At 59.6% G+C, this 15,441-nt stretch carries 15 protein-coding genes and 1 pseudogene; 9 read left to right on the plus strand and 7 right to left on the minus strand.

Translation table 11 applies throughout. The features are described from left to right. The first annotated feature begins 196 nt into the window (after positions 1-196). The 3 genes from ACA059_RS08500 (at position 197) to ACA059_RS08510 (ending at position 2,926) form a co-directional block, all read left to right on the plus strand. Positions 197-1,411, plus strand: coding sequence for an SfnB family sulfur acquisition oxidoreductase (locus tag ACA059_RS08500; RefSeq protein ID WP_497633402.1), 1,215 nt, complete (start codon positions 197-199; stop codon positions 1,409-1,411). Between the two features lie 2 nt (positions 1,412-1,413). After that, the gene (locus tag ACA059_RS08505; RefSeq protein WP_033059210.1) at positions 1,414-2,079 is read left to right on the plus strand and encodes a methionine ABC transporter permease; all 666 of its coding nucleotides are present in this window, start codon (positions 1,414-1,416) and stop codon (positions 2,077-2,079) included. Between the two features lie 76 nt (positions 2,080-2,155). Further along, positions 2,156-2,926, plus strand: a complete 771-nt coding sequence (locus tag ACA059_RS08510; RefSeq protein ID WP_415773827.1) for a MetQ/NlpA family ABC transporter substrate-binding protein — start codon at positions 2,156-2,158, stop codon at positions 2,924-2,926. 177 nt (positions 2,927-3,103) lie between these two features. Here ACA059_RS08510 and soxR read toward each other — a convergent pair whose 3' ends face one another. Then, positions 3,104-3,553: a redox-sensitive transcriptional activator SoxR gene (soxR, locus tag ACA059_RS08515; protein ID WP_497633403.1), complete on the minus strand. Its 450-nt coding sequence runs from the start codon at positions 3,551-3,553 to the stop codon at positions 3,104-3,106. Between the two features lie 95 nt (positions 3,554-3,648). Between soxR and ACA059_RS08520 the strand changes: the two genes are divergently transcribed. After that, positions 3,649-4,014 carry an antibiotic biosynthesis monooxygenase gene (locus ACA059_RS08520; RefSeq protein ID WP_497633404.1) on the plus strand — a complete coding sequence of 122 codons (366 nt, stop codon included), beginning with the start codon at positions 3,649-3,651 and terminating at the stop codon, positions 4,012-4,014. Here ACA059_RS08520 and ACA059_RS08525 read toward each other — a convergent pair. The 4 genes from ACA059_RS08525 to msuE form a co-directional block, all read right to left on the minus strand. Next, positions 4,011-5,114, minus strand: a complete 1,104-nt coding sequence (locus ACA059_RS08525) for a sigma-54 interaction domain-containing protein (RefSeq protein WP_201182558.1) — start codon at positions 5,112-5,114, stop codon at positions 4,011-4,013. The genes ACA059_RS08520 and ACA059_RS08525 overlap by 4 nt on opposite strands. A 23-nt stretch (positions 5,115-5,137) precedes the next feature. Further along, entirely contained in the window at positions 5,138-6,325 is a 1,188-nt protein-coding gene (locus ACA059_RS08530) for an acyl-CoA dehydrogenase family protein (protein WP_497633405.1), read from the minus strand. 143 nt (positions 6,326-6,468) lie between these two features. Continuing rightward, positions 6,469-7,614: an FMNH2-dependent alkanesulfonate monooxygenase gene (gene ssuD, locus ACA059_RS08535; RefSeq protein WP_497633406.1), complete on the minus strand. Its 1,146-nt coding sequence runs from the start codon at positions 7,612-7,614 to the stop codon at positions 6,469-6,471. A gap of 10 nt (positions 7,615-7,624) precedes the next feature. Then, positions 7,625-8,188 (minus strand): FMN reductase, encoded by a 564-nt coding sequence (gene msuE / locus ACA059_RS08540; protein ID WP_283181095.1) that lies wholly within the window; start codon positions 8,186-8,188, stop codon positions 7,625-7,627. Between the two features lie 401 nt (positions 8,189-8,589). On the opposite strand from msuE, the gene ACA059_RS08545 reads away from it, so the two are divergent. The 4 genes from ACA059_RS08545 to ACA059_RS08560 all read left to right on the plus strand — a co-directional run bounded on the left by ACA059_RS08545 (position 8,590) and on the right by ACA059_RS08560 (position 12,811). Next, positions 8,590-8,859 carry a hypothetical protein gene (locus tag ACA059_RS08545; protein ID WP_283181094.1) on the plus strand — a complete coding sequence of 90 codons (270 nt, stop codon included), beginning with the start codon at positions 8,590-8,592 and terminating at the stop codon, positions 8,857-8,859. 101 nt (positions 8,860-8,960) lie between these two features. Further along, positions 8,961-9,575: a LysE family translocator gene (locus ACA059_RS08550; protein WP_497633407.1), complete on the plus strand. Its 615-nt coding sequence runs from the start codon at positions 8,961-8,963 to the stop codon at positions 9,573-9,575. Positions 9,576-9,779: 204 nt separating this feature from the next. Further along, positions 9,780-10,937 carry a cysteine desulfurase family protein gene (locus ACA059_RS08555; RefSeq protein WP_497633408.1) on the plus strand — a complete coding sequence of 386 codons (1,158 nt, stop codon included), beginning with the start codon at positions 9,780-9,782 and terminating at the stop codon, positions 10,935-10,937. 65 nt (positions 10,938-11,002) lie between these two features. Further along, the gene (locus ACA059_RS08560; protein WP_497633409.1) at positions 11,003-12,811 is read left to right on the plus strand and encodes an aminopeptidase P family protein; all 1,809 of its coding nucleotides are present in this window, start codon (positions 11,003-11,005) and stop codon (positions 12,809-12,811) included. Here the strand turns inward: ACA059_RS08560 and ACA059_RS08565 are convergent. Next, a pseudogene (locus tag ACA059_RS08565) lies at positions 12,804-13,723 on the minus strand (LysR family transcriptional regulator). The gene ACA059_RS08560 and the pseudogene ACA059_RS08565 sit on opposite strands and share 8 nt — an antisense overlap. A gap of 104 nt (positions 13,724-13,827) precedes the next feature. Between ACA059_RS08565 and ACA059_RS08570 the strand changes: the two are divergent. Continuing rightward, positions 13,828-14,826: a zinc-dependent alcohol dehydrogenase family protein gene (locus tag ACA059_RS08570; protein WP_497633410.1), complete on the plus strand. Its 999-nt coding sequence runs from the start codon at positions 13,828-13,830 to the stop codon at positions 14,824-14,826. On the opposite strand, the gene ACA059_RS08575 is transcribed toward ACA059_RS08570, so the two are convergent. After that, positions 14,823-15,413 (minus strand): 2-hydroxychromene-2-carboxylate isomerase, encoded by a 591-nt coding sequence (locus ACA059_RS08575; protein WP_497633411.1) that lies wholly within the window; start codon positions 15,411-15,413, stop codon positions 14,823-14,825. The two genes, ACA059_RS08570 and ACA059_RS08575, sit on opposite strands and share 4 nt — an antisense overlap. Positions 15,414-15,441: the final 28 nt, after the last annotated feature.

Genomic DNA, 15,441 nt, shown 5'->3' on the forward strand with positions numbered 1-15,441 from the left:
AGCCTTCGGCAACTCCTACAGGGTGTAAGGCATAACAACGCCACTGTTCAGCCATCAACAGCGAAACAGCAGATTGCTCTTGCTCGTTATCTTGAGATCGCGAAAATACCGCTGAACTCCCCGAAAACATTGGCTCGGACGGTCAGGCACAGAAGCTGCAATGCCCTCTGGTAAACATTGGTGCCGAGAGACTTGTATGCCTGAATCTGCCGTTTATCCGATCAACCCACCGGCCGCCCATCGGATCGCCGACGAAGCCGAAGCCCTGCGGGTCGCCGAACAGGTCGCCGCGATCCTGCTGGAGCAAGACGCCGAGCGCGACCGCACCCGCCAAGTGCCGGCCGAGATCGTTGATCTGTATTCCAACAGTGGTTTGTGGGGCATCAGCGTGCCGAAGGAGTTCGGCGGTGCGCAGGTGTCCTATGCGGTGCTGGCGCAGGTCATCGCGATCATCTCGGCGGCCGATCCGTCCCTGGGGCAAATCCCGCAAAACCACTATTGCCTGCTGGAAGACATTCGCTTGCAAGGTACGCCTGAGCAGCAAACGCACTTCTTCGGGCTGGCGCTGCAAGGTCACCGCTTTGCCAATGCCTTGTCGGAAACCGGCGGCAAGAACGTGCAGGATATTCAGGCGACCCTCCGCCGTTTCGGCGACGGCCATGTGATCAACGGCCGCAAGGGTTATTGCACCGGTTCGCTCTACGCCCACTGGCTGGCGGTGCTGGCGCTGGACGAAGAGCAGAAGGGCCAGTTGGCCTTTGTCGAGCGCGGCACCAAAGGGCTGGTGATCGTCGACGACTGGGACAGCATCGGTCAGCGCACCACCTCCAGCGGCACGGTGCTGGCCGAAGATCTCCACGTCTCGGCGTTCAATCTGTTCCCGACGTATCGCTCTTATGAAACACCCACCCTGGCGGGCCCGTTCGCGCAGTTGACCACCGCCGCCATCGACGCCGGCATCGCCCGCGCGGCCCTGCGCGACACCATCACCTTTGTTCAGCAATTCGCTCGACCGTGGATCGACGCCGGAGTGGAAAAGGCCAGCGAAGATCCGCTGACCATCATTCAGGTCGGCGGCCTGGAGATTCGTCTGGAAGCGGCCGAAGCCTTGCTGGAACGCGCCGGTTGGGCGCTGGATGCCGCACGTTCGGCACCTGATGAAGACAACGTCGCGCAAGCCTCCTTGGCCGTCGCCAAAGCCAAAGTGCTGACCACCGAAATCGCCATCGAAGCCAGCAACAAACTCTTCGAACTCGGCGGCACTCGCTCGACCCTGAGGAAACACAACTTCGACCGCCACTGGCGCAACGCCCGGGTCCATACCCTGCATGACCCGGTGCGCTGGAAGTACCACGTGGTCGGCAACTGGCTGCTCAATGGCGTCAAACCACCGCGCCACGACTGGTCCTGACCATGGCCGAGTGGTTGAAAAACATCTATTGGGCCGACATCGCCCAGGCCTGCCTCGACACCTTGAGCATGCTCGGCGCCGCCCTCGGTTTTACCGTGCTGCTGGGGTTGCCGCTGGGCGTGGTGCTGTTCCTCACCGGCAAGCGCCAATTGCATGAAGCGGTCGGTGTGTATCGGGTGCTGTCGGTGATCGTGAACATGCTGCGTTCGCTGCCGTTCATCATTTTGCTGATCGTGCTGATTCCCCTGACCACGTTGCTGGTGGGCACCTCCCTCGGCGTGCCGGGGACGATCCCGCCGCTGGTGGTGGGTTGCACGCCGTTCTTCGCACGTTTGGTTGAAACCGCCTTGCGCGAAGTCGATCGCGGGGTGGTGGAAGCGACTCAGGCCATGGGCGCCAACACGTGGCAGATCATCCGCCATACCTTGTTGCCCGAAGCGCGGGGAGGCTTGCTGGCGGCGGTCACGGTGACCGCGATTGTGCTGGTGGATTACACGGCGATGGCCGGGGTGATCGGTGGCGGTGGTCTTGGCGACCTGGCGATCCGCTACGGCTATCAGCGTTTTCAGACCGACGTGATGGTGGTCACCGTGGTGCTTCTGCTGATCCTGGTCCAGGCCCTGCAAATGACTGGCGACCGATTGGTGGCGCGCTACAGCCGACGATAAAAATGCGATTCAACCATTAAAGAAACGGCCCAACGTCCGCCCCACGACGGCCACTCAATCTGCCTAGGAGCACACCATGAAAAAGACCCTGGCCATTCTGGCTGCCGTCCTGTCGTTCAACGCTCACGCCAACGAAAAACTCATCGTCGGCGCCACCCCGGTGCCGCACGCGGAAATCCTCGAATTCGTCAAACCGACCCTGGCCAAGGAAGGCGTGGACCTGGACATCAAGGTTTTCACCGACTTCATCCAGCCCAACCAGCAACTGGCGTTGAAGAACCTCGACGCCAACTATTACCAGTACCGACCGTTCCTCGATGACTTCAACAAAACCCGCCATACCGATCTGGTGCCGGTGGTCGGTGTGCACATTGAACCGTTTGGCGCTTACTCGACCAGGATCAAAAGCATCGCCGAACTTAAGGATGGCGCCACGGTGTCGATTCCCAACGATCCGGTGAACACAGGTCGCGCACTGGTGCTGTTGCACGAAGCCGGCCTGATCAAGCTCAAGGACCCGAGCAACACCCTGGCGACTCAACGGGACATCATCGAAAACCCCAAGCACCTGAAAATCCGTGAACTGGAAGGTGCATTGCTGGCGCGTTCGGTGAGCCAGGTGGACCTGGCGTTTGTCTTTGCCAACTACGCACTGGAAGCGGGGATCGATACCAACAGCGCGTTGATCGTCGAGAAGGGAAAGAGTTTGTACATCGAGTTTCTGGTCGCGCGGCCGGACAACATCAATGATCCAGGCTTGCAAAAACTGGCCAAGGCGTTGAATTCCGATGAGGTTCGGCAGTTCATCCTGACTCGCTACAAAGGACAGATTGCGCCGGGGTTCTAAGGCCACATACTCAGTGACTGAATGAACTCATTGTGGCGAGGGGGCTTGCCCCCGTTGGGTCGCGAAGCGGCCCCTAAACCGGAGAAAGCGGTGCTTCAGACAGACCGTGCAAGCCGATTTTACGACTGCTGCGCAGCCGAACGGGGGCAAGCCCCCTCGCCACAGGTGTGGGAGCGATCACTCGAGCAGCTGCGCCCCCGGCCCTTGCTCCCCCAGCACATCGCCAAAGTTGCGCAACGGACATGCTTCCATCGACAAACACCCACAGCCAATGCAGCCATTGAGCTTGTCCCGCAGCAAGGTCAGCTGATTGATCCGCTCATCCAGATCCCGACTCCACTGCGCCGACAACACCTTCCAGTCCGCCGCCGTTGGGGCGCGGTTATCCGGCAGGGACTTGAGCGCCTCACCAATCTCCGCCAACGGAATACCCAATCGCTGAGCCACTTTGATCAACGCCACCCGCCGCAACACTTCCCGGGGATAACGCCGCTGGTTGCCTTGGTTGCGATTACTTTTGATCAAACCCTTGGATTCGTAAAAGTGCAGTGCCGTGACCGCGACGCCGCTGCGCGCAGCCACTTGGCCGACGGTGAGTTCTTTATGCAGATTTTCCGAGGTGATCATTTAAAAAATGCCCCTTGACCTCAAGTTAACTAGAGGTTTTACCCTGCAAGCCTTCGGATCGCAAGATCCGGCTTACAGGTCAGTGGGGACTCTTCATGCAACTGTCAGAGAAAAATCGCAGCTTCACCCAATTGATTGAATTCGAGATTGAACCCCATCAACAGCCCGCACTGGTGTCGGCGCTGTCGAAGCAGACCGAGCGTCTCGCCCAGGGTTACAGCGGTTTTCTGAGTGCCAGCATCCAGGCCAGCGGCGATGGCCGGCGGGTGCTCAACTACCTGCAATGGCAAACACGCGAGGCGGGAGAGGCCGCGTTTAAAAGCTTTGAAAGCGGCGAGCAGGATTTCTGGCAACTGATCCGTGCCCATCAGGCGAAAACCGTGACCTTCGGCTCGTTCCAGGTGCTGCACAGCCTGGAACGCAGCCACGACAACGCGCTGCACTGCAATCTGGTGGGTTAGATCGACAGCTGCATGACACGCTCGCCCTGAAGGTTTTCCGTGGGGCGGCGCTTGTTCACGGCCAGTTCGCCAATCTTGATCAGTCGCGTGCGGGTTACATTGCGGCTCAACCCCAGCAGCGCAGCGGTGTGCACCTGGTTGTAATGGCTGAATCGATAAGCGGCTCGCAGCAACGCGTCTTCGACTTTCTCGTGCAGCGCTCCGGCCTGTTCTTCGAAGAGCTTTTGAAAGGCCCGATCGAGCAGGGCTTCCGGTGAGTCGTCGACGTTGCTGTGGTAATCGTCCTGACGCTCGATGCGCATGTTCGACAGGCGCAAGTCGTCGCGTTCGATCACGCCGTTACGGCAGATCAGCAGCGTGTGGTGAATGACGTTTTCCAGTTCGCGGATGTTGCCCGGCCAGCTGTAGCTGCGCAGTTTCAGTTCGGCCTCTTTGCTGATGGTGATGGTGCCGTAGCCGAGGCGCTGGCTGTAGGCTTCGACGAAATGTCGGGTCAGCGGCAGGATGTCGCCGGGGCGGTCGCGCAGCGGGCTCAATTCCAGGCTGACCACGTCGAGGCGGTAGTACAAATCCTCACGGAAGTGCCCGGCGTTGATGGCTTTCTCCAGTTGCACGTTGGTCGCGGCCAGCACGCGCACGTTGATGGGAATGCTCTTGCGCGAACCCAGTCGCACCACTTCGCGCTCCTGCAACACGCGCAACAGCTTGACCTGAATCGCCATCGGCAAGTCGCCGATTTCGTCGAGGAACAACGTGCCGCCATCGGCCTCCTCGAACCAGCCGGCCTTGGCGCTCAACGCACCGGTGAAGGCGCCTTTTTCATGGCCGAACAGCTCGGCCTCCACCAAAGATTCGGAGAACGCGCCGCAGTTCACTGCCACAAAAGGCCGGTTGCGCCGGGCGCTGAGGTTGTGGATATGCCGCGCCACCAGCTCCTTGCCGGTGCCGGTCTCACCGATGATCAGCACGCTGGCTTCACTCGGTGCGACTTGTTGAATGTGGGCGAGCAAGGCCTGGGATTTAGGGTCTTCGAACACCTGCGCCGTGGCGCGGATCGAGGTGGCCAGAGCGGGCGAGGGTGGTAAGGTCAGCAGTTGCATGGGCAGGCTCCATGAATAGAAGGCTATGAATAGAAAGTCGGAATCGGCAGGGACTGGTTGAGCGCCCAGTCACCCAGTTCATGGAGTTTGTAATCCACCGGGTCGTGCAGGGTTTGCGTGCGCAGGTTGCGCCAGTGGCGATCCAGTCGCAGTGAGGCATGGGTCGAACGGGCGCCGGTCACTTCGAACAACCGGCTACAGAGTTCCAGACCGTTGCGGGTGGCAGCGACCTTGGCCGTGGCGATGGCGTTAGCGAGGTGTCCACGTTCTTCGGCGCTGAGGTTCGGGCCTTTCGCCCAGGCCTTGTCGAGCAGCCCGGCAGCGCGCTCCACCAGCAGTCGAACACTTTCGAGGGCGACCCAGAATTCGCCGTAGTGGCCGAGGACATAAGGATCCTGACGCACATCCTGAGCACTGGATTTGTGCCAGGGACGGGTCTCGGTGAGGGTGTATTGCCGTGCTTCTTCGAAGGCACCCTCGGCGATGCCGAGAAACATGTGGGTGAAGGTCAGCTGGGCAATCAACGGCCGCAGGCAGGCGAATGGCGTACTCAACGGACCCGGATCGAGCAGCAATTCCGACTCTTCGACCCGTACCCGTTCGAACGTCGCGCTGCCGCTGTCGGTCTGGCGCTGGCCCATGTTGTTCCAGTCGTTGTGCAAGGTGATGCCGCTGCGGCCGCTGGGAATCGCGGCGATCAACAGCTTGCCGCCAGCGCTTTCGTCCACCGCCGAGGCGATCAGCATTTCCGAATCGCTGGCGCCGGAGCAGAAGCTTTTCTTGCCGGAAAACTCACGCCAGCCACCGAGGTTTTTCACCACGGTGCGGGTGTCCAGCGGGTTGAGGGCGTTGCCCCAGAACCAGTTCTTGCGCGCGGTCTGTTCGAACCATGGCTGCCACTGCTCGGGTCGGGCGAACAGGCGCACGGTGGCGAGCATCAGGTGATGGAAGCCGAAGACATGGGCAATCGAACTGTCGACCTTGGCGAACTCGCGCACGATGGTCAGGGTTTCACTCCAGCTGGCGCCTTGGCCGCCGTACTGGGTGGGAATGCTTAAGGCGAGCAGACCGCTGTGGCGCAAGGCGTCACGTTCGGCTTTGGGCGTACCGCCACGTTCATCGCGCTCGACAGCGGTCAGGGCAAACTCGGCCGCCAATCGGCGAGCGGTCTGCAAGGGGGATATCAGGGCGCTTTGCGGCTTGGCAGTCACACGGAATTTCCTATATGTCGATGGACCACCGTAGGAGCTGCCGCAGGCTGCGATCTTTTGATCTTGATCTTTAACATCAAAAGATCGCAGCCTCGTTTCACTCGTCAGCTCCTACAGGGTCGGGGCGGATCCGGCGGGCAGGATCAGGCTTTGGCGTGAGCCGGCAGCACATCATTGGCAATCATTTCGCCAAACGGTCCGGTGAGATTAGTGACGCCGCGCCCCGCAAGGCTGGCGTACGGCTCAGGCAACAGCGGGAACACCAGCTCGGCAAAACGGTAAGCCTCTTCGAGGTGCGGATAGCCGGAGAAGATAAAGCTCTCGATCCCCAGATCTGCGTACTCCTTGATTCGCGCCGCCACTTGCTGCGGATCGCCCACCAACGCCGTCCCGGCACCGCCACGCACCAGGCCGACACCGGCCCACAGGTTGGGGGAGATTTCCAGGTTGTCACGACGGCCGTCATGCAACGCGGCCATGCGCCGCTGACCTTCGGAATCGAAACGCGAGAACGACTTCTGCGCGGCCGCGATGGTCTCGTCGCTGATGTGCTCGATGAGTTTATCCGCGGCTTTCCAGGCCTCTTCGGCGGTCTCGCGAACGATCACGTGCAAGCGAATCCCGAACTTCACCGTGCGACCGTTTCGCGCTGCACGTTCACGCACATCGGCCAGTTTTTCCGCCACAGCGGCCGGTGGTTCGCCCCAGGTCAGGTAAACATCAACCTGCTCGGCCGCCAGTTCATGCGCTGCCTCGGAAGAACCGCCGAAGTACAGCGGCGGATAAGGTTTTTGCACCGGCGGATACAGCGCCTTGGCGTTCTCCACTTGCAGGTGTTTGCCTTCGAAATCCACCGATTCGCCTTGCAGCACCCGACGCCAGATTTGCAGGAATTCGTCGGTCACTTCGTAGCGTTCGCTGTGGTCGAGGAAGATGCCGTCGCCACGGTTTTCATCCGGGTCACCGCCCGTGACCACGTTGATCAGCAAGCGGCCATTGGACAGTCGATCCAGTGTCGCGGCCATGCGCGCCGAGACCGTTGGCGAGATGATTCCCGGCCGGATCGCTACCAGATAACGCAGGTGTTCGGTCAGCGGCACCAGCGCCGAAGCAATCACCCACGAATCCTCGCAGGAGCGCCCGGTGGGAATCAGTACACCGTGGTAGCCAAGGCTGTCAGCCGCCTGGGCCACTTGTTTCAGGTAGTTGAGTGTCACCGGGCGAGCGCCCTGAGTGGTGCCCAGGTAATGGCCGTCGCCGTGAGTCGGCAGAAACCAGAAAACATCCATGAAGAAATCCTTAAGCGATTTTCAGCAGATTTTTGGGGTGCACGCCAAACAACGGCGCGGCGCGTTCTGCAGCCAGTTGTATGCGGGCCTTGAGAAGTTCACTGGTTATTTGGTAATTGGAGAAATCGGCTTCGGTGGCATAGACGCCAATCGGCAAGGTCAATGCCTGGAAGAAGCTGAACAGCGGTCGCAACTGGTGATCGAGCACCAGTGCATGACGCTCGCTGCCACCGGTGGCGGCCAGCAATACCGGCGTGTCAATCAATGCATTGAGGTCGATCAGGTCGAACAGATGCTTGAGCAGTCCAGGGTAGGAACCGCGATAAACCGGCGCGGCGACGATCAGCAGGTCGGCGTTCTCGATCGCTTGCAGCTCGGCTTCGATCTCGGCGCTCAATTCCTGACGGGACAGCGCGGCGCCCAACGGTCGGGCGATGTCGCCCAGTTCGATCAGCTTGCTTTCAATCGGCAATTGCTCGGCCAGTTGCGCCAACAGCGCCTGGGTCAGCACCAATGTGCGGGACGGACGCCATGTACCGCCGGAGAGGGCAACGACTTTCAATGGACGCGACATGATCAGTTCCTTTTTAAACAGTTGCTCAGGGAGCAGTGAGTAGTCACTGACAGAGAGCAAGAGCTGTACCAATCCCTCGGAGCCCCGATTTACGGGGCTTTCAGCGCGTTGGCCGGTAGACGCTGTACGAATGGCAGAGCTGTTTGTTGAATGACTGTTGCCTGGCAAACAGTTGCTTGGGCAACAGTGCGTGAAGCGATGACAGTTGTTATAAAGACTCCGTGTTATTCCGTAAAAGACCTTAAATTAATATTTATAGATCGTTTGGAGATATAAGGCGCTCTACCTGAGCGGCATCAGTCAAAGTCGATAGCCACTATCGAGAGCGTTGATTTCTGCTGACCGGATGCCCGGCGTAGCCTGTGTTCATTGCCTCGAACCCAGATGTCAGGACGCTCACAATGAAACCACTAATCGCTACTTTCTTGCTGCTTGCGGTCTCCGTACTCGCCGGATGTGCCAGCCATGTTTCCCCGGAATTACGGCCGTACACCGCGGAAGAAACCAGGGAATTGGCGCTTGAGGAGCTGAATCGTCGAGGTTTGTCCTTCGACGAGTACCACGCGAAGAAAGCCGAATTGCTCGGCCAACCACAAAAATCGTTCAGTTTCGACAAACAAGGCGAGATGAACGCCGAACGTGCTGTACAGCTTCACGGTCGTCCTAGCTGATCGAAAACTGTACCGCTTGAAGTTTCACGCAACTGTCCATGGGTTTCCCTGAAGGCATGCGATAGGGTCAACACCTGACTGACCCCGATGGACTGCCACCCATGACGCTCTCGCTCGATTTGCTGCTGGGCTTTGCCCTGTTTGCACTTGTTACCTCGATTACTCCCGGCCCCAACAACACTATGTTGCTGGCATCGGGTGTGAACTTCGGCTTTAACCGCACCATCCCCCACATGCTTGGCATCACCTGCGGCTTCTTTGTACTCGTCGTCGCGGTAGGTTTTGGCTTGGGCGCAGTGTTTCAAACCTATCCTTTGCTCTATAGCGTTTTGCGTTACGTCGGCGCGGCGTATTTGTTGTATCTGGCGTGGAAAATCGCCCATTCGGGACCGGTTTCCGAGAGTGAAAAGGGCGAGAGCAAGCCGATCAGCTATTTGGGTGCCGCAGCGTTTCAGTGGGTCAATCCCAAGGCCTGGATCATGGCCATCGGTGCCATCAGCACCTACACGCCAATGCAGGGTTATTTCACCAACGTGATCGTGATTGCGGCCGTGTTTGCCTTGATCAACCTGCCGAGCGTCAGTGTCTGGGCAGGCTGCGGCACGTTGTTGCGCAACGTGCTGAAGGATCGCCGCTGGTTGCGGCTGTTCAACTGGGGCATGGCCTTGCTGCTGGTGGCTTCGCTGTATCCGTTGTTGCTCGAAAGCTTTCACTGACGCATTGCTTCAACCGGTTGCCCGATGCCTGTTAAGCTCGACTTCAGGAGCGTTCCTACGCACTTTTAAATGAAGTTGTTCTTCTTTAACGGCCTCCGATCAGGTATTTCTAACGCTCTGAACGATCGGCGCAGCTCACGAGGCTGCGCTTTGACGTATCAGTGACGAGCCTCCTGATCCCGGAACATGCTCTGCGAGTTTTCTATGAATAAACGTCCTCTGTATTTCGACTACGCCGCCACCACGCCGGTGGATGAGCGGGTCATCAAGGTCATGGTCGAGTGCCTGGGTTTTACCGGCAACTTCGGCAACCCAGCGTCCAGCTCCCATGCGTTCGGTCAACAAGCCCGGCAATCGGTCGAGCAGGCGCGGCGTCAGGTCGCCGAACTGGTCGGCGCTCAGGCGGACCAGATTGTCTGGACCTCCGGCGCCACCGAATCGAACAACCTCGCGCTCAAGGGTGTGGCCCAGGCTCGCGGCGTTTCTGGCGGCCACATCATCACCAGCCAGATCGAACACAAAGCGATTCTCGACACGGCGAAGCAGTTGCAGGACGCCGGTGTTGCGGTGACCTATCTGGTGCCTGACGCCGAGGGTCTGATTACCCCGCAAGCGGTCAGCGAAGCGATGCGCGAAGACACCTTTCTGGTGTCGCTGATGCTGGTCAACAATGAGTTGGGCACGGTCAACGACATCTCGGCCATCGGCGAAGTCGTGCGTGCACGCGATGCGTTGTTCCATGTCGACGCGGCTCAAGGTGCAGGCAAAGTGGTGATCGACCTGGCCCGGTTGCCAGTGGATCTGATGTCATTTTCCGCCCACAAGATTTACGGCCCCAAAGGCATCGGCGCGCTGTACGTCGGGCCGCGCGCGCAGCAGCGTGTGCAGGCGCAGATTCACGGCGGTGGTCACGAGGGCGGTTTGCGTTCCGGCACCCTGGCGACTCACCAAATCGCTGCCATGGGTGTGGCGTTCGCGTTGGCGGCCTCTTTGTTCGATGAAGAGAAAGCCACGATCGTCCGGTTGCGCGAACGCTTGCTCGAACAGCTGCTGAGTATTCCCGGCGTTCGTCTCAATGGCAGTCCGACCCAGCGCATCCCTCATACCTTGAGCCTGACCTTCAACGAAGGCGAGTTCAATTCCGCGGCGTTGAGCACCTCGATCGCGTTTTCCGCGACCTCGGCCTGCAACTCCGCCAGCAATGCGCCCTCCCATGTGCTGCTGGCCCTGGGGCATGACGCCCGCTCGGCGAGTCGCACCATTCGCTTGAGTCTCGGCCGGTTCACCACCGAGCAGGACGTCGACCAAGCGGTACACCTGATTAAAGCGGCCTGCGCCAGTGCTCCGGCATTTTGGCAATAAGGTCTGAAAGTGTCGGCGTTGATCGGCACTCAACAATAATGATGAAGTGATTAGCAGGAGACATGATGAGTACGCAGCCTTCGATCAATGGATCGGTGCCCCAACGCCTGGCGCAAACCCGCGAACTGATGAGCCGGGAGGGCATTCATGCTCTGCTGGTGCCGTCGGCCGATCCGCATCTTTCGGAATACCTGCCAGGTTACTGGCAGGGGCGGCAATGGTTGTCGGGCTTCCATGGCTCGGTCGGCACGCTGATCGTTACGCCGGACTTTGCCGGCGTCTGGGCCGACAGCCGTTATTGGGAACAAGCGACCAAGGAGCTCAAAGGCAGCGGGATCGAACTGGTCAAGCTGCAACCGGGTCAGCCCGGCCCGCTGGACTGGCTGGCCGAGCAAACCCCTGAAGGCGGCGTCGTCGCGGTAGATGGTGCGGTAATGGCCGTGGCTTCGGCGCGTACGTTGGGTGGCAAGCTCGAAGAGCGCGGCGCACGTCTGCGCACCGACATCGATGTGTTGAACGAAGTCTGGAGCGACCGTCCAACGCTGCCAAATGAACCGATCTATCAACACCTGCCGCCTCAGGCGACGGTCAGCCGTGGCGAGAAACTGGCCAAGCTGCGTGAGGTTTTGAAAGATCGCGGTGCCGACTGGCATTTCATCGCCACCCTTGATGACATCGCCTGGCTGTTCAACTTGCGCGGCGGTGACGTGTCGTTCAACCCGGTGTTTGTTTCCTTTGCCTTGATCAGCCAGCAGCAAGCAACTTTGTTCGTTGCGTTGAGCAAGGTCGATGCCGAGCTGCGCGCGATCCTCGAACAGGACGGCGTGACCCTGCGCGATTACAGCGAAGTGGCCGCCGCCTTGCGCGCTGTACCGAGCGGGGCGAGTCTGCAAGTCGATCCGGCGCGCGTCACCGCCGGCTTGCTGGATAACCTGGATAACGGCGTGAAGCTGGTCGAAGGCCTGAACCCGACGACGTTGGCCAAATCGCAGAAAAGCCTGGCCGATGCTGAGCACATTCGCCAGGCCATGGAGCAGGACGGCGCGGCGCTGTGCGAATTCTTCACCTGGCTGGACACTGCGTTGGGTCGTGAGCGCATCACCGAACTGACCATCGACGAACACCTGACGGCGGCGCGTACCCGACGTCCGGGGTATGTATCACTGAGCTTCAACACCATTGCCGCGTTCAACGCCAATGGCGCGATGCCGCACTACCACGCCACCGAAGAAGAACACGCGGTGATCGAAGGCGACGGTCTGTTGCTGATCGACTCTGGCGGCCAGTACCTGGGCGGCACCACTGACATCACGCGGATGGTGCCGGTCGGTACGCCGACCGATGAGCAGAAGCGCGATTGCACGCGGGTGCTCAAAGGCGTGATTGCGTTGTCCCGTGCACAATTCCCTCGTGGCATTCTCTCGCCGTTGCTCGATTCGATTGCCCGCGCGCCGATCTGGGCTGAAAGCGTTGATTACGGTCACGGCACCGGTCACGGCGTCGGCTACTTCCTCAACGTGCACGAAGGCCCGCAGGTCATCGCCTATCAGGCCGCCGCTGCACCGCAAACCGCGATGCAGCCGGGCATGATCACTTCAATCGAACCGGGCACTTACCGTCCGGGCCGCTGGGGTGTGCGGATCGAGAACCTGGTGTTGAACCGTGAGGCGGGCAAAAGCGAATTCGGTGAATTCCTGAAGTTCGAAACCCTGACCTTGTGCCCGATCGACACTCGCTGCCTGGAACCGTCGCTGCTGACTGACGACGAAAAGCAGTGGTTCAACGCCTACCACGCCGAGGTGCGCCAGCGCTTGAGCCCGTTGCTCGACGGCGCAGCCCTTGAGTGGTTGAACACCCGGACTGCGGCTATTTGATCGGTTTGAGTTCAGGCGCTTCTTCGAGCGCCTGGCTCATGTAGTCGACAAAGGCTTTGACCCTGGCGGATTGGCGACGATTCGCCGGGGACACGGCATGAATCGGCAGTGACTGTGCGCTGTATTCCAGCAGAATCGCGGTCACGCGTCCCGCCTTCAAGTCCTCGCTGAACAGCCAAACCGGCGACAGCGCAATCCCCAATCCCCCTAATACCATCTCGCGGATTGCCTCGGAGTTGTTGCTTTGTGCGTTGCCCTTGATTCGCACTTCGTGACGTTGTGCCTCTCTCTCGTAAACCCATAGGTTCTGACTGTTCAGCAGGTTGAACAGCAGACAGTTGTGTCCGCTTAATTCTTCGGGCGTTTGCGGGTGGCCGTGTTGTGCAAGGTAGTCGGGCGCTGCGACGGTCACTCGGTGGGTGGTGCCGATGTGGCGGGCAATCAATCCGCTGTCGTTCAACTCGCCGATTCTGAACGTGACGTCCAGTCCTTCACTGACCAGGTCCTGATTTTGATCGCTCAGTTGCAGATCAATCTGCACTTGTGGATGTTTTTTGAGGAATGCCGGCAGTCGCGGAGCAATCTGCAAGCGCCCGAAACTCACGGAAGATCCGATTTTCAGGTTTCCGGCAACAGCTTCGCTGCCGGAGTGAAACTGTGTTCTGCGGCGTCTACGGCCGCCAGAATTTGTCGACATTCGCTGTAGTACCGCTGACCTTCGTCGGTCAGGGACAGTTGTCGGGTGCTGCGGGAAATCAGCTTCCCACCCAGCTCAGTTTCCAGTGCTCGCAGCACTTTGCTAATGGTCGGCTGACTGGTCTGCAATTCCCGGGCGACGGCAGAAAAGCTGCCTCGTTCGACAACGCGAACGAAGATCGCCATTGCATTGAGTTTGTCCACGGGATTTCTCATTGATGCCAAATGGGCATGGTCACTATAGCTATATAGCGTCTTATCGGCATGAGTGAGGGGGAGGAAGATTAATCCCACAGCCACCTCTGACGGGAAATTGCGAAATGACTGACTCACTTGAAATGCGCGCTCTGATTGTTGATTCGGCCAACGGGCCTTTACGCTTGGCTTCCATTCAACGGCCCGAGCCTGGAGCCGGTCAGGTATTGGTCAGGATCAAGGCCAGTGGGGTGAACCCTTTGGATGGAAAGATTCGGTCGGGTCAGGCTGCTCATGCGCGCCAGCCGCTGCCGGCGGTATTGGGTATTGATCTTGCGGGAACTGTGGAGGCATTGGGGGAGGGTGTCTGCGGATGGCTATTGGGTGATGAGGTCTATGCGATGGCCACCGGCATTGGCGGTGCGCAGGGTTCACTGGCTGAATACGCCGCCGTCGATGCACGACTGCTGGCGCGCAAGCCAGTCAATCTGAGCATGCGAGAGGCGGCGGGGTTGCCGTTGGTGCTGATCACGGCGTGGGAAGGATTGGTGGATCGTGCGCGGGTGCGGGCGGGTCAGAAAGTGCTGATTCACGGTGGTGCGGGTGGTGTCGGGCATGTGGCTGTGCAAATTGCCCGGGCTTTCGGTGCTGACGTGTTTGCCACCGGGTCGGCCGGGCAGCAGGCGATCATCGAAGGGTTCGGTGCGAAGTTTATTGATTATCGAAAATCTTCGGTTGAGGAGTATGTGGCTGAGCACACGGCGGGGGAGGGCTTCGACATTGTCTACGACACGGTGGGTGGTGAGACGCTGGACGCTTCATTCAAGGCTGCTCGGGTCTACGAGGGGCATGTGGTGAGTTGTCTTGGATGGGGGCAGCACAGTCTTGCACCGCTCTCGTTTCGTGGGGCGACTTATTCAGGAGTGTTTACCTTGTTGCCGTTGCTGACTGGCAAAGGGCGTGAGCACCATGGGGAGATACTTCGGGAGGCTGCGCAGTTGATCGAGGCGGGTCGGTTGAAACCGTTGCTCGACCCTCGGCAGTTCACCCTGCAAACCGCCGAGGCCGCCCATGAGCTGCTCGTTTCGGGAGCTGCGCAGGGGCGGTTGGTTGTCGAGATTTAACTCAGGGCTTCAAGGACGAAGTCCAGGCGATCCTGGCCGAAGAACAGCTGATTATCGACAAACATGCTCGGGGCACCGAATACGCCCCGTTGCACGGCTTTCTCGGTGTTGTCCTTGAGAGTGGCTTTGACTTCCTCGTCGGCGGTCAGGGCCAGCACCTCATTTGGATCGAAACCGTTCTGTGTCAGTACTGACGCGACGGTCGCCAGGTCATCGAGGCTGCGGCCTTCAACCCAGAGGGCGTGAAACAGGCAGTCGATGAACGCCTGAAAGCGTTCGGGATGGCGCAACTGCATGCCGGTGACGGCGCGCATCAGCATCAGGGTGTTGATAGGGAATTGGGGATTGAACTTCAGTGGCACGCCATAGCGCTTGGCATAGCGGTCCAGGTCTTGAAACATGTAGCGGCCCTTGGCGGGGATGGTCGCGGGGGAGGCGTTACCTGTGGCTTTGAAGACGCCGCCCAGCAGGATGGGTATGTAGATCAACTGGCTGTCGGTCCGCTCGCAAATCTTCGGCAGCTGGGTATAGGCCAGGTAAGTGGCGGGGCTGCCGAGGTCGAAATAGAACTCCACGGTTTTGCTCATGGTCGATGCGCTCTGTTTATTATTGTTG

This window comes from Pseudomonas sp. LBUM1647 (genome assembly GCF_059716175.1).